This window comes from Paraburkholderia sp. BCC1885, assembly GCF_900996235.1.
GTDB lineage: Bacteria > Pseudomonadota > Gammaproteobacteria > Burkholderiales > Burkholderiaceae > Paraburkholderia.
Genome location: NZ_CAAJGM010000209.1, coordinates 55,572 through 74,751, shown reverse-complemented (window position 1 = coordinate 74,751; position 19,180 = coordinate 55,572). Strand labels below are relative to the sequence as shown.

Below are 19,180 nucleotides of genomic sequence, written 5' to 3'. Positions count from 1 at the left end.
GCGCGCGGCGAGTTGCGCGGCTTCGCGGGCCCAGTCGGGCGCGTCGGCCTGGCTGTACGGCGAACGGCCGCCCATCTGGATCTCGGCCGGCGCGCCCAGGCCCTTCGCCATCGCGGCGGCCGGCGTCATCGACGACGGACGGGCGCTGTAGGCGCCCTGCTGCTTGCCGGCGATGTTGCGGGCGTGATCGATCAGCCAGGGGTTCGATTCCGCCATCGTGCGCGGGGCGATCGGCGCGACCGGCGCGACCGGCGCCGGTGCGATGCCGGCGGCCTTCAGCACGTCGGCGCGGATGTCGTCGCCGGAGCGCGGCATCTGCGGAACGCCCGAGGCCGGGGCTGCACCGGCTTGCGACTGTGCCTGCGATGCAGCGCCAGACGCAGCGCTGTTGTGCGGAGCCTGGCCGGCCTGCGAGCCGTAGGAGGCGGGGCCGCCTGGCGGCAGCGCGTCGTCAGCCGCGGAATCGGCGGCTATCGGCTGGGCGGCCGTGCTGCTGGCGGGCGTGCTTTCCATCCCGGCTTCCGGGCTCGCGCCGAACACCGACGAGAACACGTCCGGCATGCCGCTCGCATACGGGTTGTTTTGCATGACCGGCGCGCGCGCGGCCGGGCTCGAAGCGGAGGCTGCCTGGCCGAACGCGGGCGCGGCCGACGCGGCGCCGTCACGCGACTTCTTCGGCGTGATGGCCGCCAGTTCGCTATCGGCGAGCGCGACGATTTCGACGGTACCGTTCTCGATCGTGCGGTTCGACAGCACAACCGCGTCGGGGCCCAGAGCCTCGCGAACGAGGCGCAACGCATCACGACTGGTAGCACCGACAAATTTACGAATGTTCAAGCTGGACCCCCGATGAGGTTTACGGACCGGCAACATACCGCTTCCCATTGAGATCGATTATTGCCAAAGATGTCCAGGGACGATCGGTGGATAAAGGCCGGGAAAGGTAGGCAATTCGCGCGATGGGACGGCGCCGGCGCCTGGCGGAAGGCGCGCCGCGCGGGCGGTAAAACCCGTCCGGCGGATCTGCGAAGACGCGGCGCGAGGCCGCTGGGCGAGGCTCAAAAAAAAACCGGCGCATGGCGCGCCGGTTTCCGGGATCGAAGCGGGATCGAAGCAGGATCAGCCTTGGCCGCCGATCAGGTTCACCACCTTGACGTTGCGCGTGTCGGGCACTTCCGCATACGACAGCACCTTCAGCTGCGGCAGGCTGCGGCGCAGGAAGCGCGCGAGCATCGGCCGCAGCGCGTGCTGCACCAGCAGCACGGGAGCAAGGCCAAGATTCTGCTGACGCGTCATGGCCTTTTGCGTCTCGACCATCAGCGTATTGGCGAGGCCCGGCTCGAGGCCTGGGTTGGCGCCGGTCGAAAGCGCCTGCGACAGCACCCGTTCGAGGTTCGAATCGAGGCCCATCACCTGCATGTCGCCGGTGCCGGGGAACCACTGCTGGGTGATCGCGCGGCCCAGCGCCAGACGCACGACGGCGGTGAGTTCGTGCGGATCGCTCATCTTCGGCGTGTGTTCGGCCAGCGCTTCGAGGATGGTGCGCAGGTCGCGGATCGGCACGCCTTCTTCCAGCAGGTTCTGCAGCACCTTCTGCAGCGTGGTGAGCGAGAGCGACTTCGGGATCAGGTCGTCGATCAGCGACGGCGTGTCCTTCTGCATCCGTTCGATCAACGCCTGGATTTCGCGGCGGCCGAGCAGTTCGGAGGCGTGCGTGACCACCAGATGGTTCAGGTGCGTCGCCACCACCGTACTCGAATCGACCACCGTGTAGCCGTACACCTGTGCCTGTTCGCGCAGGTTGGTGTCGATCCAGATAGCCGGCAGGCCGAAGGCCGGGTCCTGGGTCGGCGTGCCCGGCAGCGCTGCGCTCACCTGGCCGGGATTGATGGCGAGCCACTGACCCGGATACGCCTCGCCGACGCCGACCTCGACGCCCTTCAGGGCAATCCGGTAGCCGTTGGGACGCAATTCGAGGTTGTCGCGGATATGGATAACCGGCGGCAGGAAGCCGATTTCCTGGGCGAATTTCTTGCGAATGCTCTTGATGCGCTTGAGCAGTTCGCCGTCCGAGTTCTTGTCGACGAGCGGGATCAGCCGGTAGCCCACTTCCAGGCCGAGCGTGTCGATCATCGTCACGTCGTCCCAGCTCGCTTCCGTGTTCTCGGCCGGCGCGAGGGCCGTCGGCGCGACGTCGACCTTGGCCGAGGCGGTCTTCAGGTCGGTGGCGCGCTTCTTCATCATGCGGCCCATCTGCACGAGGCCGCCGCCCAGCAGCAGGAAGGCGAAGTGCGGCATGCCCGGGATCAGGCCCATCAGGATCAGGATGCAGCCCGTGATGACCAGCACGCGCGGGTTGGTGAACAACTGCCCGGTCAGCTGCGTGCCGATGTCTTCGTTGGTCGCCACGCGCGAGACGATCACACCGGCGGCCGTCGAGATCACCAGCGACGGAATCTGCGCGACGAGGCCGTCACCGATGGTGAGCAGCGTGTAGACCTTGCCGGCGGCGGCGAAATCCATGTTGTGCTGGACCACGCCGACAATCAGCCCGCCGATGATGTTGATCACCATGATCAGCAAACCGGCGATCGCGTCGCCGCGCACGAACTTGCTCGCGCCGTCCATCGAGCCGTAGAACTCGGCTTCCTGGGCGACTTCGGAGCGGCGCTTGCGGGCCTGTTCTTCGTTGATGAGGCCAGCGTTGAGGTCGGCGTCGATCGCCATCTGCTTGCCCGGCATGGCGTCGAGCGTGAAGCGCGCGGACACTTCCGCGATCCGCCCCGCGCCCTTGGTGATCACCATGAAGTTGATCACCATCAGGATGACGAACACCACGATCCCGACCGCGAAGTTGCCGCCCACGAGGAAGTGCCCGAACGACTCGATCACCTGGCCGGCCGCATCCGGGCCGGTGTGGCCTTCGAGCAGCACCACCCGCGTCGAGGCGACGTTCAGCGAGAGCCGCAACAGCGTCGAAAACAGCAGCACGCTCGGGAAGGCGGCGAAGTCGAGCGGCTTCATCGTGTACATGCTGACGAGCAGCACCATCACGGAAAGCGCGATGTTGAAGGTGAACAGCAGGTCCAGCAGAAACGGCGGCAGCGGCAGAATCATCATGCCGAGGATCATCACGATCAGCACCGGACCTGCGAGCGCACGCAGGTTGGTGTTGCTCAGCGAGTCCGGCCGTCGGGACAGGAAACCGGCGCGTGCGTTCATGCGGAGGCTCCAGATGCCTTGTCGTCGTTAGCGTTTTTGAGGACGTCGCCGGCTTCTTCGGACGCGTCCTCGTCGGATACCGCGCCCTTGTCCAGCTCGGCGGGGACGTCGAAATCGGTCGGCGCAACCGGCGCCTTGCCGCCTTCGGTCTTGAAGCGGCGCAATTGATAAACCCAGGCGAGCACTTCCGCGACCGCGCCATACAGCGTGCCCGGAATTTCGCGGTCGAGCTCGACGTTGTGATACAGCGCCCGCGCCAGCGGCGGGGCTTCGAGCAGCGGCACGTTGTTCTCCACGGCAATTTCGCGAATCCGCGCGGCCACCAGGTTCACGCCCTTGGCCACCACCTTCGGCGCGCGCATCTCGCCGTCGGTATAGCGCAGCGCGACCGCGAAGTGAGTCGGGTTGGTGACCACCACGTCGGCCGTCGGCACGTTGACCATCATGCGGCGCCGGGCAATGGCGCGCTGCTGGGCGCGGATGCGGCCCTTCATCTTCGGATCGCCTTCGCTTTCCTTGTGCTCCTGCTTCACTTCTTCCTTCGTCATGCGGAGTTTCTTGTGATAACTCCAGATCTGATACGGGACGTCGAGCGCGGCCACGAGGAACATGCCCGCCACGGTGATGCCGCAGGTGACCGCGATCAGATGCGCGGCATTGGCGAGCGCCACGGTGAGCGGCTGGGTGGCGAGCGCGACGATCTCGTCGTGACGATTCCAGATCGACACGCCGCTGATGCCGCCGACCACCAGCGTCTTGGCGAGCGACATGCCGAGCTGGATCGGGCCGTTGATCGAGAACATCCGGCCGAGTCCGGCAATCGGATCGAGCCGGCTGAATTTGGGTTCGAGCGACGAGGTAGACACATGCCAGCCGCCCAGAGCAAGCGGCGAAAGGAGCGCGGCGCCGCCGGTCATGGCGAGGATCGGCAGCAGGGCGTAGAAGCCTTCGCGGCTCGCGGCGCCCGCGCCGATCATCATGCGGCGCGTCTCGAAGACGCTGGCGTGGTCGAAGGTCAGGCCGAAACGCAGCATCGAGCCCAGATGGTCGCCGATCGACCCCGACATGGCCCACACGCCATAGAAGCCGGCCGACAGCAGGGCGAACGACACCAGCTCCCGCGAACGGACGATCTGCCCCTCCTCCCGCGCCTTTTCCAGGCGCCGGGGAGTGGCGTCTTCTGTCTTTTCGAGGTCGCTTTCCCCTGCCACGCAGCTCTCCAGTCGATCAAGGCACCATGCCTTTTCCAGTGAGAGCGATTATTCCCGCAGAACGCAAGCCACGATCGGCGGATAAGGACGGGGAAACGGGGGTATTTCGGGCGATGGGGAGAGGGGCGCGCGCCCGTCTCCCGCTCGAAAGCTCAAAAACTCAGAAGGCGACGAAAGGCGCCGGGCCGCCCTGCGTGGTCTGATCGATACCGAAGTACATGTAGCGGCCGTAAAAGAACGGCAAGCCGATATCGACGCTGCCGCCCGTGCCGATCTGGCCGGCCAGGTCGTTGAACGCGAAATTATTGCCGTTGCTAAAAAGCGTCGCCGCGCTGAGGACGCCGAGACTGGCCGTGCCGGAACCGGTCACGCCGGCGAGATTCACCGTGAGCGTCTGTCCTGAACTCGGGCAGTAGAAGCCGCTGAAATTGCTGCCGCACAGCGGCAGGCTGCTGTCGGAGAAGAAATAGGCGTTCGAGCCCGAATCGAAGAACGCCACCTGCTGGCTGCCGTTGAAGCTGCTGTTGTTCAGGTCGCCGAAGCCGTCCGTGGTGAAGGTCTGTGACGCCGCGAGCCGGTTGTTGGTGGCCGTATTGATGCCGAAGACCAGCGTGCCGGTTGCCGAGGCGCTGCCGGTATTCGACACCGCCGGCATTTCGACGATCACGCCGTTGTTGTCGGTGAAGCCGGTCACCGGGTTCGCCACCTGGCTCGTGGTGGGCACCTGGGTGGTGGTGCAGCTCGTGCCGGAGCACGCGTAATAGTTGCTGAACTGGGCGAAGGTCGTCGCGCTCGCGCAGGTCGTGCCGCAATCGACCGGCGCGACGCCAATGCCGAGAATGCCGTTGGCGCCGATCGCCGCGGCGGTGTTCTCTTCGGCGCCGCTCGCGCAGCCGCTCGGCACGGCGAAGCTCACGTCCCCGAGCACCTGCACCGGAACGCTGGCGGCGGTTTCACCGCCGATCTTGACCGTAGCCGTGCGCACCGAGCCCCACGAAAAGCCATCGGCGAAATTGGTGCATTCCACCAGTTGTTTGCCGGTCGCGGTTGGCGCGACGACGGTCGGCAGGTTGACACTCAAGATGCTGCTGACGATCCGCAGCCCATACGAGCCAGTATCCACCTGGACGTTGCCGATGGTCTGGCAGGTGGTCGTACCGGGTACGCAAACGGTCACGCTGACGGTGGGAATGTTGATGACGTTCGCCACGCCCGGCCCCACCGTGATCGGCGCGGTGTTCCCCGCGGTGGCCGCAACCGGTGTCGCGCTGGGACTTGCCGGCAGCGAATTGCCGCCCGAGGACGCATTGGAACTGGAATCGTTGCTGCTGCCGCCACCGCCGCCGCACGCGGCGATCAGCGACACGAGTGCGACCGTCGCGGCGACCCGCGCCCATCCTTTGAGCGTTGCTGCTAAATGCATGGCTCGTCTCCCGTCCGTCAGCCACTGCTACCACCAGGATTACTGGATATCGGAACCGCTGACGCCGGCCGGCAAGGCCTGCGGCAACCACGCCTGACCCGCGAAGGCGCCCATATGACCGCCGGAATGGACCACGAGACTGTCCTGCTCGACGGCGACCGGTCCGTGTCCGCCGCGCATCGCGCGCGCGGCCTGCACGCCGCTCAGATACTGTGGGAAATAAGTACCGAGCAGATCGTTCAGATTCGGCATTTGTGGCCCGCGCCAGGCGAGGCCGAACACGCTGCCGTTCGTGGCGAGATACTCGCGCACCACGGTGCCGTTTCCGAACGTCGTGGCGCGGACGGTGTAGGACGAAGGAGTCGAAGTTCCGCCAGCGGCGCCCGATGCGGCATGCGCGACGGCGGCGGCGGAAACCAGTTGGGAATTGACGGAGGCGCCGGCGGGCGGCGTCATGGGACTGCCGCCCAGCGCCGCATGGGCGGACTGAACGGCGGGCACGATACAGGACAACCCTAACGCCGTCAGCAAGACAGCGCGGCTCACAGGACTTGGCATGGTCCGACTCCTCCCGATCGACTGCGCGACGGCTCATGCACCGCATGAGCGTCCGCATTTACCCAGATCATACGGCACAGCGACAGCTGCACGCATGAAGGTTTCTTCGGGGGTATTTTGCCCGTGTGCCTGCCCTGCACTGCGCTGACAGTGCGAAGGGCCGCCTCAGAAACCGAGGCTCGCCAGCAGGTCGTCGACCTCGCCCTGATCCTGCATCACGTCGGCCTTACCTTCCGGGTTGATCTGCGGCCCGTTCAGCAGACCTTCCGGGCTGCCGGTGGACGACGGTTCAGCCGCCAGCGCCGCCGCGGTCGCGGCGAACTGCTCGCGCCGCTCGAGCGCGATGTTCTCGATCAGCACGCCCAGCAGTTGCTGCTCGATCAGGTACACGACTTCCGTGATCTTTTTGATGACCTGGCCGGTCAGATCCTGAAAGTCCTGCGCCAGCATGATTTCGAGCAGTTGCTGGTTGGTCGCCGTCGTGACTTCAGGCACGCCGCGCAGGAAGGTGCGGGTGTCGTTCATCAACGCGCGCACTTCCTCGCGTTCGATCGGCGCGGCATACCACTGCTCCCAACGGGCATCGAGCACCGCCGCGTCCTGCTGCAATTGCTCCTGCATCGGCTTGGCGACTTCGATCGAGCTCAGCACCTTTTCGGCGGCCTGCTCGGTCATGTTGGCGATGTACTTGAGACGGTCGCGTGCGTCGGGCACCGCTTCCGCGGCGCGCTCGACGTGCTTGTCGATCCCCAGTTCGCGCATCGAATCGCGCAGCGTGCGCGTCAACTGCCCGATGCGGGCAAGGATGCGGTCGCTGGCGAGGTCACCGCCCTCGAGCGTGTCGGCGGCTGCCGCGTTGGTCGGCTGGTCCACATCAGCTCCCGGCTTTCGCCATCTTCTCGAGAATCTTGTTGAGCTTCTCGTCGAGGGTTACCGCCGTGAACGGCTTGACCACATAACCACTCGCGCCGGCCTGGGCCGCCGCAATGATGTTCTCCTTCTTCGATTCGGCCGTCACCATCAGCACCGGCAGGTGCGTGAGGCTCGCGTCGGCGCGGATTTCCTTCAGCATGGCCAGACCGTCGAGGTTCGGCATGTTCCAGTCGGAGATCACGAAGTCGTACTTGCCGCTACGCAGACGCGCGAGGCCGGCCGCGCCGTCTTCCGCCTCGTCGACGTTCGAGTAGCCGAGTTCCTTCAACAGATTGCGCACGATCCGGCGCATCGTCGGAAAATCGTCTACGACCAGAATCTTCATTCCCTTATCCATTTCAATTCCCTTTCCCTTAACCCTTATCCCAGAGGTACGGCTCGCGCATCATACCCGCTGTACGCGTTCGCCCATCGACGAGAGGCGCGCCATGACGCGCCGGCTCATTTCGGGCAACGAGGCGATCTCGTCGGCGGCGCCCAGCGCGATAGCCTCGCGCGGCATGCCGAACACGATACAGCTCGCTTCATCCTGTGCAAGCGTGTAAGCGCCCGCTTTTTTCATTTCCAGCAGTCCGGCCGCGCCGTCGCGGCCCATCCCGGTGAGGATCACGCCGACCGCGTTCTTGCCCGCATGCTGGGCAGCCGAGCGAAACAGCACGTCGACGGACGGACGATGCCGGTTCACCGGCGGGTCGTCGGACAGGTGTGCAATATAGTTCGCGCCGCTACGCGCCAGCAGCAGGTGAGCGTGCCCGGGCGCAATATACGCGTGTCCCGGCAACACACGTTCACCGTGCTCAGCCTCTTTAACGGTAATTCTGCACAAGCCATTAAGGCGTTGCGCGAAAGATTTCGTGAAGCCCGGCGGCATATGCTGGGCGATCAGCACCGCGGGCGCGTCCGGCGGCAGCGGCACCAGCACTTCGCGGATCGCTTCGGTGCCGCCCGTCGAAGCGCCGACGATGATCAGCTTTTCCGTACTCAGCAGCGGATTGTTGAAGTTCGGCGCGGGCGTGGCGGCGTGCGCGCCGGCCGCAGCCTGCCCCGCTGCAGTACCGGCGTGGTGCACCGGCGCGGCCTGGCGCACGCGCGCGCGGGCGGCGGCGCGGACCTTGTCGGCGAGCTTCTCCGAGTAGTCGAGCATGCCGTCGCGAATCCCCACCTTCGGCTTGGTCACGAAGTCGACCGCGCCCAGTTCCAGCGCGCGCAACGTGATTTCATTGCCGCGCTCGGTCAGCGACGACACCATCACCACCGGCATCGGCCGCAGGCGCATCAGCTTCTCGAGGAAGTCGAGGCCGTCCATGCGCGGCATTTCGACGTCCAGCGTCAACACGTCCGGGTTGTGCTGCTTGATGAGATCGCGCGCGACCAGCGGGTCCGGCGCGGTTGCAACGACGGTCATGTCCGGCTGGCCATTGATGATCTCCGTCATCAGGCTGCGGATCAGCGCCGAATCGTCGACGCACAATACTTTGATCTTTTGCACAGCTCTCACGCCTCCTCTGCGGTTCTGGCGTTGTTTGAATTAATCGGGCGCGGGCTCGCGCCAAATAGCTCGATGCGCGGCCTGGTCCCCGCAGCGCCCGCCCCTGAGTTATTACCCGCGCTCGAGCCTGCGCCAAACAGTTCGACACGCGGCCGCGCGGCCTGGCCAGCCGGCGCGGCGAACAGCTCGACCCGCTCGCGGGCCCGCGCGAGCCGCTCGGCGCGCTGTTCGGAGGTTTGCCGTGCGAGCGCCTGTTCGCGCTCGGCGACGCCTGCTTCCTGCTGCAGGCGCAGCTTTTTCACCATCACCTGACCGGTGCGCGGCATGAAGGCCACCTTGCGCGGATGGCCGCCTTGCAGGTCCTCGGCGGTGATGCGGATTTTTTCCAGCGCCAGATAGCGGCGCACGAACTCGGAATTCCGGTCGCCGATGTTCATGGTCGTCATGCCGGCCAGCACCGCCGCGCCGCCGAATACCTTGGCTTCGAACCGGTCGCGGCGGCCGCCCGCCTTGATCAGTTCGTTGATCAGCACTTCCATCGCGTAGGCGCCGTAGCGCATCGAGTCCGATGCGGCCTGGCCGAGGTCGGCGCCGTCGTCCGGCAGCATGAAGTGATTCATGCCGCCGATGCCCGCGGTGCGGTCCTGGATGCAGGCCGCCACGCACGAGCCGAGCACGGTGACGAGCACCATGTCTTCGCTCGTCGTATAGAACTCGTTGGGCAACAGCTTCACGCCGGGGCGCTTGAAGTGGTTGTCGAAATACAGATTGGTGGCAATCGGCAGAGCGCTACTCATACGCTCACCCCGCTAGTCGACGACGAATGGGCCGGGTGGGACGGGCTGCGTGGCGCACTGCGCGCGGCGCCGCCATCGCGAGTCAGTTCGTAGACGGTCTGGCCGCGCAGCCGGAAAGCCTGCGTGACGTAGGTGAAGTTTTCCGAGTGGCCGGCAAACAGCAGACCGCCCGGTTTCATCAGCGGATCGAAGCGCGACAGCACCTGCGCCTGGGTCGGCTTGTCGAAATAGATCATCACGTTGCGGCAGAAAATCGCGTCGAACTGCGAGCGCAACCCGTAATCGCGGTCGGTGAGATTGAGCTGCTGGAAGCGGATCATCGCGCGTACTTCGGGGCGCACTTTCACCATCCCCGCGTGCGCGCCGGTACCCTTCAGGAAGAAGCGCTTGAGCCGTTCCTGCGACAGGTGCTTGACCTGGTCGAACTGATACATGCCCGCTTCGCCCTTGGCGAGCACCTGGGTGTCGATGTCGGTGGCGAGCACGGTGGCCTGGCGCGCGGCACTGTCGCCGAGCGCCTCGATCAGCGTCATCGCGATCGAATACGGCTCTTCGCCCGTCGACGCCGCCGAGCACCATACCGACACCGGCGCCTGACGCCTGGCGACGAACTCCGCGAGAATCGGAAAGTGATGGGCTTCGCGGAAAAACGCGGTCAGGTTGGTGGTCAGCGCGTTGGTGAAGGCTTCCCACTCGGCCGGATCGTTTTCCGATTCCAGCAGGTCGAGGTATTCGCGGAAGCTGTCGAGGCCGCGCGCGCGCAGACGCCGCGCGAGACGGCTGTAGGCCATGTCGCGCTTGTGTTCGGACAGCGAGATGCCGGCGCCACGGTGGATCAGATCGCGAATGCGAGCGAAGTCCGCCGAAGTGAATTCGAAATCACGTCCCTGATCGCCGGCTTTGGCCGGTTCCGCCTTGTCGGGGCGGCTCTGTGCGCGCGTTGCCATCATGAAGTTCCCTGCTTGCGATACGAAGCGTTCCCACCAGGGAGCTGCATCGCGGGGTCGCGCCCGCCCGCGCATGCTTCCAACCGAGTGTCCAGCCGGCCGACGGCACGAAGCACGCGCGGCACGCGTCCTTCAATGATTCGCCCATCCTGGAGCGAGGTGCCGAGAGCCTGCATATTCGCGTGCCATTCCTTAAAACGTTTCCCAGTCGGCATCCGAGCCGGCCGAGGCTGCGCCGGCTGCGGGCCGCGACGCCGATTCCGCGGCGCTGGCCGTCCTGGGCTTGAGCGCCGGTTCGGTGCGCGCCGGGGCGGCCGTGCGGGCGGCGTCGTGCTTCGGCGCGCCCGCTGCTGCGGATGATGCCGATGCCGTCGCCGATGCCGCTTTCGGCGCCGCTGCCGTATGCGCGCGCGGCGCGGTCTTGCCGCGTGCCGCCGCGGCCGCCGTGGCCGCGCGCGGCCCGTTATGGTCCACGCGCCAGCCTCCCACCACCGTCTGCAACTGACGCGTCTGCTCTTCGAGCGAGGCCGCCGCAGCCGCCGCTTCTTCGACCAGCGCCGCATTCTGCTGCGTGACTTCGTCCATCTGCACCACGGCGCGGTTGACCTGTTCGATGCCGGTCGACTGCTCTTCCGAGGCGGCGCTGATTTCGCCCATGATGTCGGTCACGCGGCGCACGGCCTGGACGATCTCTTCCATCGTCGAACCCGCGCGGCCTACGAGAGCCGAGCCGCTTTGCACCTTGTCCACCGAGTCGCCGATCAGTTCCTTGATTTCCTTCGCCGCGCTGGCGCTGCGTTGCGCGAGGCTGCGCACTTCGCCCGCCACCACCGCGAAGCCGCGGCCCTGTTCGCCGGCGCGCGCCGCTTCCACGGCCGCGTTCAACGCAAGGATGTTGGTCTGGAAGGCAATGCCTTCGATCACGCCAATGATGTCCACCACCTTGTTCGAGCTGGTGGCGATGTCCTGCATCGTATGGACGACCTGGCCCACCACGTCGCCGCCGCGCGTGGCGATGTCCGAGGCGTTGACCGCGAGCTGGCTCGCCTGGCGCGCGTTCTCGGCGTTTTGCCGCACGGTGCCGGTGAGCTGCTCCATGCTGGATGCCGTCTGTTGCAGCGACGCGGCCTGCTGCTCGGTGCGCTGCGACAGATCGGTATTGCCCATCGAGATTTCGCGCGCGCCGGTGTCGATCGATTCGGTGCTGGTGTGAACCGCTTTCACCATCGTCGAGAGGCTGTCCTGCATCTGTTTGATGCTGCGGAACAGGCGGCCGATCTCGTTGGTGCTCGTCACGTTGACCGGCTGCGTGAGGTCGCCCGCCGCGATCCGCTCGAAGCATTCGGCCGCATCCGCAAGCGGCTGCACGATCACGCCACGCAGCGCGAAGCGGATCAGCACCACCAGCACCAGCGCGAACAGGACCACCGCGACGATCAGCGAAGTCATCAGTGTGACGTTCGAGTGCGCCGCGACCTGCTGGTCGGCCGCGCGTTGCTGCAGCGCCTTGACTACCGCCGAGGCGGCATTGTCATAGGCGATGAAAAGCGGGCTGATCTTCGTATCCGCAATCGCGTGGAAGCCGGCCTGATCGCCTGCGCGCAGCGCCGCGAATTCCGGATCCACGCCGTCGTGCATCACGGTCGTGCGGCGCGCCATCAGGTCGTCGAGCAGCGCCGGGTCGATGCCGGCCTTCGGCGCGTCGACGAAGGCTTGCCAGCTCTCGTTGCCCTTGGCGAACAGTTGCTGGGCGCGGTCCAGCACGGTCTTCGCTTCGTCGGCATTGCCGGCGGCGGTGAGCGTGTTGTAGCGGTCGACAGCAAGGCGCGAGCGCAACAGGTAGCCCGACGCATCGTCGAGTGCATGAATGGCCACCAGATCGCCGCGTGCAATGCCGTCGAGAGAGTCGCTCGCGCGATTGAGCGCGGTAAGGCCCAGCGCGCCGACCACGATCGTCAATGCGACCAGCACGATTGCGACCATGGTCAACGATGTACGAATCGACCATCTGCTTAGCATCTTGAAGCTCCCTGTTGTCCGGTCATATGCACGCTCGCAGCTTTAGCCGCCGAGCGATTCGATCAGCGCCATTTCGCGGCTGGTCATCAGCTTTTCGATGTCCATCAGGATCAGCATGCGGCCGTCCACCGTGCCGAGACCGGTAAGGTACTCGGTGGTGAGCGTCGCGCCGAATTCCGGCGCCGGCATGATCTGGTCCATCTGCAGCGTCAGCACGTCCGACACGCCGTCCACCACCATCCCGACCACGCGATGCGCGACGTTCAGGATGATCACGACGGTCTGATGGTCGTATTCGACACGGCCCAGATGAAACTTGATACGCATGTCCACGATCGGCACGATGATGCCGCGCAGATTGATGACGCCCTTGATGAAATCCGGTGCATTGGCGATGCGCGTCACGCTGTCGTAGCCGCGAATTTCCTGCACCTTGAGAATGTCGATGCCGTACTCTTCCGCGCCGAGCGTGAAGACGAGAAATTCCTGACCGCCGGCGTCTGCCTGCAGCGCGACGCGCCGGCCGCCACTCGCATTGGCGATGCTCGAATTGTTGGATTGGACTTCTGCCACGTTAGCCCCCAAACGGTTGGGATGAATCAGGTTAAATAAAAAAGTTGCTCGAGGTTGCGTGAGGCTTAGGCGAGGCTCATCGAGCCGTGCGCATTGCGGGTCTCGCGGTTCAGTGCCGCCACGTCCACGATCAGCGCGACACTGCCGTCGCCGAGAATCGTCGCGGCGGAAATGCCGTGCACCTTGCGGTAATTCGTTTCCAGATTCTTCACGACCACCTGCTGCTGGCCGACCAGTTCGTCGATCAGCATGGCGAAGCGCCGTCCCTCTGTCTGCATGATGGTGACGATGCCCTGGGTCGGCTCCTTCTTGGCGTCTTCCACTGAGAACACTTCGTGCAGCGCGACGAGCGGCAGATATTCGCCGCGCACCCGCACCACCCGTTCGCCGTTGGCCACCGTGTAGATGTCTTCGGCTTGCGGCTGCAGCGACTCCATCACGAAGTTCAGCGGCAGGATGAAGATTTCGTTGCCGACCTTCACCGACATGCCGTCGAGAATCGCCAGCGTGAGCGGCAGGACGATGCGCGTGGTGCTGCCCTTGCCGGCCTGCGAGCTGATTTCGACGTGACCGCCCATCGACTGGATGTTCCGTTTCACCACGTCCATGCCGACGCCGCGGCCCGACACGTCGGTCACCTGTTCGGCTGTCGAGAAGCCCGGCAGGAAGATCAGGTTCCAGACTTCGTCGTCGGTCATGCTTTCGCTGACCTGCATGCCCTGCTTGGCCGCCTTGGCGAGAATCTTGTCGCGGCGCAGGCCCGCGCCGTCGTCGCTCACTTCGATCACGATGTTGCCGCCGTGATGCGCGGCGGACAGCACCAGCTGGCCGGTCGAATCCTTGCCCGCGGCGCGGCGCACTTCCACGGTTTCGATGCCGTGGTCGAGCGAGTTGCGCACGAGGTGGGTCAACGGGTCGATGATCCGCTCGATCAGGCTCTTGTCGAGTTCGGTCGCCTGACCGAAGGTGACGAGTTCCACTTCCTTGCCGAGCTTCGCCGCCAGATCGCGCACCAGACGCGGGAAGCGGCTGAAGACGTAATCCATCGGCATCATGCGGATCGACATCACCGCTTCCTGCAGATCGCGGGCATTGCGCTCCAGTTGCGCCATGCCGTTGAAGAGCCGGTCGTGCAAGGCCGGATCGAAGGTGCTGGTGGTCTCGGCCAACATGGCCTGGGTGATCACCAGTTCGCCGACCAGGTTGATCAGCTGGTCGACCTTCTCCACGCCGACCCGGATCGAACTGCCTTCGGCCGCGGCGGCGGCTGCCGGACGCGCCTTGCGGTCGGTCTCGCCCGCGGCCGGCGCGGCGGCGACCGGTGCCGCAGCAGCGGGTGCGGCGGCCGCCGGTGCGACTGCCGTGGGCGCCGCGGCAGGAGCCGGTGCCGGCGTGGCGGCCGGCGCTTCGAACAGCCCGTGCGCCGGCGCGGCCGCGCTGGCCTGCGGCGCGGGAGCCGGTGCCGGCGCCGGTGTTTGCTCCGCAGCGGCTGGCGTTCCAGGTCCACCTTGCTGCGATTCATCCACCGGTGCCGTTCCGCGGCCAATCGAGATCTGACTGTCGTCGATCACGAAGCAGCACACGGCAATGATGTCGTCGGACGTGACATCGGTCTGCAGCCACAGCGTCAGATCGCCGCCCGCCTTGACCTGCCCGACGATATGCCCCAGGTTGCCGAGCTCCTCAGCCAGCAGTTCCTGGTCCTTCTCATCTACACCCCGTAGCGTAATTTTCAGATGCGGGCCGCCGTCTTCGCTGGCGGTCCCGTTCGATGCTGCGCCGGTCTGTGCCGGTTCATTACCATTACTTGCCAGTTCGCCGGCGGCTTCGACCGCCTGCTGAACCACATGTTCGGGCGCGTGGCCGTCAGGGACGACGGCGGGCGCGGCTGCGGCCGGTGCGGCCTGCGCAGCAGGCGCGGTTGCCTGGCCGAGGCTTTCCTTGTAGAGATGGTCGAGCTTGGCGCAAATCGCCTTCGCCACCGCCGCATCCGGTTCGGCGCTCGCGCGGTAGTCCGCGAGCTGGCCGGACAGCACGTCCTTGGTTTCGAGGAACGTGTCGATCATGTCCTTGCGCAGCACGAGTTCGTTATTGCGCGCGCGATCGAGCAGCGATTCCAGAATGTGCGTCGTCTCGGTCAATGCGGTGAAACCGAACGTCGCCGCGCCGCCCTTGATCGAATGCGCCGCGCGGAAAATGGCCGCGAGGTCTTCCGGATCGGGATGGCCGATGTCGAGATTGAGCAGCAGTTGCTCCATCTGCGCGAGCAGTTCGTCCGCCTCATCGAAGAACGTCTGATAGAACTGAGTGATGTCGAGTGTCATGCCTGGGTCACCGCGAGAGATCCTGTCTAGGCTTGGGCTGCTGTGCCGCTTCAATAAATGGTGGACGAATTCAGGCTTCGCCTGGCTCGGCCAGCGCTGCGACCAGTTCGGTCAGCATGTCGGGGTCGAGCGGCTTTTCGATCCAGCCGGTCGCTCCCGCCGCTCGCGCCGCCGCCTTGAAGGGTTCGCCGGATTCCGTCGTGAGGACGAGGATCGGCGTCACCTGATAAGCCGGATTACCGCGCAGCGCGGCGATCAGATCGAGACCGGTGCGGCCCGGCATATGCTGGTCCGTCAGCACGAGGTCGAACGGCATGGCGAGCGCATTCTCCAGCCCCTCCTGCCCATCGGCCGCGAGCGTCACCTGATAGCCGGCTGTCGTCAGCGTGGCGGAGAGAATCTGCCGCATCGCTGCCGAGTCGTCGATTGCCAGAATGTGCCTGATCATTAAATCCTCGCTGCGCTCACTATGGATCGCCCGATTGCGCGCCGCACGGGCGGCTGCGCGCTCAGGCCATCATGTCCTTCACTTCGGCGCCACCGTCACGCTGGGCGCCTTTGGAGCAACCGTCACCGGTTGCGCAATTTGTTGCAGCAGCGGCTGTTGTGCCGAGCCCGCTGCGTCGTCCGACAAGGTGGTCGAGGTGGAGTCGTCGTGCATCATGGCGTCCTCCGACTTCTTGTTCAGAACCAGAATGCTGATCCGGCGGTTTTCCGGGTCGAGCGGATCGGTCTTGTTCAGATTCTGCGACGATGCCATGCCGATCACGCGCATCACCTTCGCTTCGTCCATGCCGCCGGCGATCAGCTCGCGACGCGAGGCGTTGGCGCGGTCCGCCGACAGTTCCCAGTTGCTGTAGCCCTTTTCGCCGCCGGCGTACTGCACCGCGTCGGTATGGCCCTGCACGATGATGCGGTTCGGCACGTCGTTCAGCGTGTGGCCGATTTCGCGCAGGATGTCGCGCATGTAGGGCTGCACTTCGTCGCTGGCGGTGTCGAACATCGGCCGCTTTTGCGAGTCGACGATTTCGATGCGCAGGCCCGTCAGGGTCGAATCGATGCGGATCTGCTGCTTGAACTGGCGCAGCACCGGGTTGGCTTCGATCGCGGCCATCAGCTTGATCTGCAGGTCGTGCAGGCGCACCTGCTCCTGACGTTCGAGCTGACCCTGCATCTGCTTCACCGACTCTTCGTCGTTGTGCGCGGTGGTGCGGTCGGCGCGCGCCATCGAGCCGTCGCTCTGACGCGTGATGCCCTGCTGGTCGGTCGAAATGTCGCGGCCGCCGCCCTTCAGGATGCTCGAATCCTCGGCGCTGCGATCGCCGCCCCACAGCGTGATCTTCAGCGGCTGGTTGAAGTAGTCCGCAATGCCGCGCAACTGCACCGTGGTCGCCGAACTGAGCAGCCACATCAGCAGGAAGAACGCCATCATCGCGGTCATGAAGTCCGCGTAGGCGAGCTTCCACGCTCCGCCGTGATGGCCCGCCTTCTTCGGCGCGGCGCGCTTGACGACAATCGCGCGGTCTTTGTCCTTGCTCATCGATCCGGTTCCTGGTGCGCGCGGTTACTTGGCTTTCACGCGGCGCACGTGCTCTTCCAGCTCGCTGAACGACGGACGTTCAGTCGAGAAGAGCACCTTGCGGCCGAATTCGACGGCGATCGCCGGCGCGTAGCCATTCAGGCTCGCGAGGATCGTCACCTTGATGCACTGGAACATCTTGGTCGACTCGGCGACGCGCTGTTCCGCGACGCTCGAGAGCGGCCCGATCAGACCATACGAAAGCAGGATACCGAGGAAGGTGCCGACCAACGCCTGGGCGATCATCTCGCCGAGCACGGCGGGCGGCTTGTCGGCCGACGCCATGGTATGCACCACGCCCATCACCGCCGCGACGATACCGAACGCCGGCATCGCGTCGCCGACCTTGGCGAGCGCATGCGCCGGGGCTTCGCCCTCGGTGTGATGGGTTTCGATTTCCTCGTCCATCAGGCTTTCGATTTCGAAAGCATTCATGTTGCCGCCGACCATCAGACGCAGGTAGTCGGTCAGAAACTCGATGATGTGCTTGTCGGCGAGGATCTTCGGATACTGCGTGAAGATCGGGCTCTTCGACGGATCATCGATATCGGCTTCCAGCGTCAGCGTGCCTTCTTTGCGCGCTTTCGCCAAAAGGACGTAAAGGAGCGCCATCAGCTCCATGTAGACGTCTTTGTTGTATTTGGAACCCTTGAAAAGGGTCGGAAGCACGCCCAGCGTCGACTTGATCGTTTTCATCCCGTTGCCGAGGACGAATGCGCCTACCCCTGCGCCCCCAATCATCAGCAGTTCGACTGGCTGAAGCAGCGCGCCCAAATGACCGCCTTCCAGCGCATAACCGCCGAAAACGGACAACAGCGTCACGAGTGTTCCCACGAAAATCAGCACAGCCGAGCCCTCACAAGGAAGCGACGGAGACCGTCGTTAAACTGGTTTACGGCAACGGAGCGGAAAACTTTGGTGGAAAAGCGAGTTGGGGAGCCCGTGTAAACCACAGGCGCAGGGCGCAGGGCCTATGCGGGATGCCGGGGCGGCCATGCAGACGGGGCGGGCGGGACGGGTGGCCGCCCGGCGCCGCTCAAAGCGCGGCTTCGGCGAGCTGGCTGGCGCGCACCCTGGCTTCGGCAACTTTCTTTGTCTTACCGGCGCGGGAGGGCGGCTGACACAATCCGCAGACGAAGCCATGTTGCGGATCGTGCGCGTGGGCGACGAAGTGGCCGCCGCAGCGGCAGCAGGGCGTCATCTGCAACATGCCGGAGTCGAAAAAGCGCACCAGCGTCCACGCCCGCGTCAGGCTGAGCACCGGCTCGTCGTCGTGCAGCTTGACGTGCTCCAGATAGAGGCGGTAGCTCTTGACGATCGACTGGATCGTGTCGCAGCCGCCATGATCCGCCATGAAGCGGTAGATGTTATAGAACAGCGACGAATGGAAGTTCGGCTGCCAGGTCATGAACCAGTCCGTCGAGAACGGCAGCATGCCCTTGGGCGGCGAAACCCCTTTCAGTTCCTTGTACAGCTTGATCAGGCGGTCGCGCGACAGGCTGGTTTCAGCCTCGAGCAACTGCAAACGCGCGCCGAGTTCGATCAGTTCGATCGCCAGGGTGATTTCCCTGACTTCGAGAATTACGCTTTTAGTGGCCATCCGCTCCGCTTCCCGCATCCTGGTATTGCTGGTCGGCAATGCTGCCGTGGCGTGCCGGCATCAGCCGACCTGCTCGGCGGGCTGGCTGGCCATCAGGATCGCGGAATGCGCCTGGGCGACGGCGCTGGTCTTGCCCTTGTCCGCAAGCGAGGACAGGACGGCGTGGTCATCAAAGCGGAAGCGGCAAAGCACCTGGCTGGATGCAGCCAGTTTGACGGTCTGCGCAAGCGACAGATTGGCAATGACGTCGGCCAACTGATCCGAAATGCCCATGCGGAACATTCCCATAGGCTTGTCTTCACGCAGCAGACGCTGAGCGAGCAGGAGATAAGAGAGATTCACTTCTCTTATCTCATTGAGCATGTCACTTGTAGTGCTCATGATTTCCCCGAGTCGATCTGGCTGGTCAGGCCGTTGCGGAAACGTTTGCTCGATCGCGCGCACTACATCCGCCCGAACGGCCCGTTTATGGTCTTGCCAGCATTGTGTCCAAAGGGAAAGCAGA

General features: G+C 65.0%; 17 protein-coding genes and 1 pseudogene. All 18 read right to left on the bottom strand.

From position 1 onward, the window contains the following. Positions 1-837, bottom strand: a pseudogene (locus FQ755_RS22580) (flagellar biosynthesis protein FlhF); the annotation flags it as partial. 282 nt (positions 838-1,119) lie between these two features. Next, positions 1,120-3,222 carry a flagellar biosynthesis protein FlhA gene (gene flhA / locus FQ755_RS22575; protein WP_144157233.1) on the bottom strand — a complete coding sequence of 701 codons (2,103 nt, stop codon included), beginning with the start codon at positions 3,220-3,222 and terminating at the stop codon, positions 1,120-1,122. Then, positions 3,219-4,433, bottom strand: coding sequence for a flagellar biosynthesis protein FlhB (gene flhB, locus FQ755_RS22570; protein WP_144157231.1), 1,215 nt, complete (start codon positions 4,431-4,433; stop codon positions 3,219-3,221). The genes flhA and flhB overlap by 4 nt, the downstream gene beginning before the upstream one ends. 160 nt (positions 4,434-4,593) lie before the next feature. Continuing rightward, positions 4,594-5,856, bottom strand: a complete 1,263-nt coding sequence (locus FQ755_RS22565) for a DUF3443 domain-containing protein (RefSeq protein ID WP_144157228.1) — start codon at positions 5,854-5,856, stop codon at positions 4,594-4,596. Positions 5,857-5,895: 39 nt separating this feature from the next. After that, complete coding sequence (locus FQ755_RS22560) at positions 5,896-6,414, bottom strand: DUF2844 domain-containing protein (RefSeq protein ID WP_144157226.1); 519 nt, start codon at positions 6,412-6,414, stop codon at positions 5,896-5,898. A 165-nt stretch (positions 6,415-6,579) separates the two neighbouring features. Further along, positions 6,580-7,287, bottom strand: coding sequence for a protein phosphatase CheZ (gene cheZ, locus FQ755_RS22555; RefSeq protein WP_144157224.1), 708 nt, complete (start codon positions 7,285-7,287; stop codon positions 6,580-6,582). A 1-nt stretch (position 7,288) separates the two neighbouring features. Beyond that, positions 7,289-7,684 (bottom strand): chemotaxis response regulator CheY, encoded by a 396-nt coding sequence (gene cheY / locus FQ755_RS22550; protein ID WP_144157222.1) that lies wholly within the window; start codon positions 7,682-7,684, stop codon positions 7,289-7,291. Between the two features lie 48 nt (positions 7,685-7,732). Then, entirely contained in the window at positions 7,733-8,836 is a 1,104-nt protein-coding gene (locus FQ755_RS22545) for a chemotaxis response regulator protein-glutamate methylesterase (protein ID WP_186308624.1), read from the bottom strand. A 5-nt stretch (positions 8,837-8,841) separates the two neighbouring features. Beyond that, positions 8,842-9,633 (bottom strand): chemoreceptor glutamine deamidase CheD, encoded by a 792-nt coding sequence (cheD, locus tag FQ755_RS22540; RefSeq protein ID WP_144157218.1) that lies wholly within the window; start codon positions 9,631-9,633, stop codon positions 8,842-8,844. Beyond that, positions 9,630-10,583: a CheR family methyltransferase gene (locus FQ755_RS22535; RefSeq protein WP_144157216.1), complete on the bottom strand. Its 954-nt coding sequence runs from the start codon at positions 10,581-10,583 to the stop codon at positions 9,630-9,632. The genes cheD and FQ755_RS22535 overlap by 4 nt, the downstream gene beginning before the upstream one ends. A gap of 189 nt (positions 10,584-10,772) precedes the next feature. Further along, positions 10,773-12,599: a methyl-accepting chemotaxis protein gene (locus FQ755_RS22530; protein ID WP_144157214.1), complete on the bottom strand. Its 1,827-nt coding sequence runs from the start codon at positions 12,597-12,599 to the stop codon at positions 10,773-10,775. Positions 12,600-12,641: 42 nt separating this feature from the next. Continuing rightward, positions 12,642-13,172, bottom strand: coding sequence for a chemotaxis protein CheW (gene cheW / locus FQ755_RS22525; protein WP_144157212.1), 531 nt, complete (start codon positions 13,170-13,172; stop codon positions 12,642-12,644). Between the two features lie 65 nt (positions 13,173-13,237). After that, a complete protein-coding gene (gene cheA, locus FQ755_RS22520) occupies positions 13,238-15,496 on the bottom strand; it encodes a chemotaxis protein CheA (RefSeq protein WP_144157210.1) in 2,259 nt (752 codons plus the stop codon). Between the two features lie 70 nt (positions 15,497-15,566). Further along, the gene (locus FQ755_RS22515) at positions 15,567-15,944 is read right to left on the bottom strand and encodes a response regulator (protein ID WP_144157208.1); all 378 of its coding nucleotides are present in this window, start codon (positions 15,942-15,944) and stop codon (positions 15,567-15,569) included. Positions 15,945-16,022: 78 nt separating this feature from the next. Continuing rightward, positions 16,023-17,036: a flagellar motor protein MotB gene (gene motB, locus FQ755_RS22510; protein ID WP_144157206.1), complete on the bottom strand. Its 1,014-nt coding sequence runs from the start codon at positions 17,034-17,036 to the stop codon at positions 16,023-16,025. 24 nt (positions 17,037-17,060) lie between these two features. Further along, positions 17,061-17,921 carry a flagellar motor stator protein MotA gene (gene motA, locus FQ755_RS22505; protein WP_144157204.1) on the bottom strand — a complete coding sequence of 287 codons (861 nt, stop codon included), beginning with the start codon at positions 17,919-17,921 and terminating at the stop codon, positions 17,061-17,063. Between the two features lie 190 nt (positions 17,922-18,111). Beyond that, positions 18,112-18,675 (bottom strand): flagellar transcriptional regulator FlhC, encoded by a 564-nt coding sequence (gene flhC / locus FQ755_RS22500; RefSeq protein ID WP_144157202.1) that lies wholly within the window; start codon positions 18,673-18,675, stop codon positions 18,112-18,114. A gap of 60 nt (positions 18,676-18,735) precedes the next feature. Next, entirely contained in the window at positions 18,736-19,056 is a 321-nt protein-coding gene (gene flhD, locus FQ755_RS22495; protein WP_144157249.1) for a flagellar transcriptional regulator FlhD, read from the bottom strand. Positions 19,057-19,180: the final 124 nt, after the last annotated feature.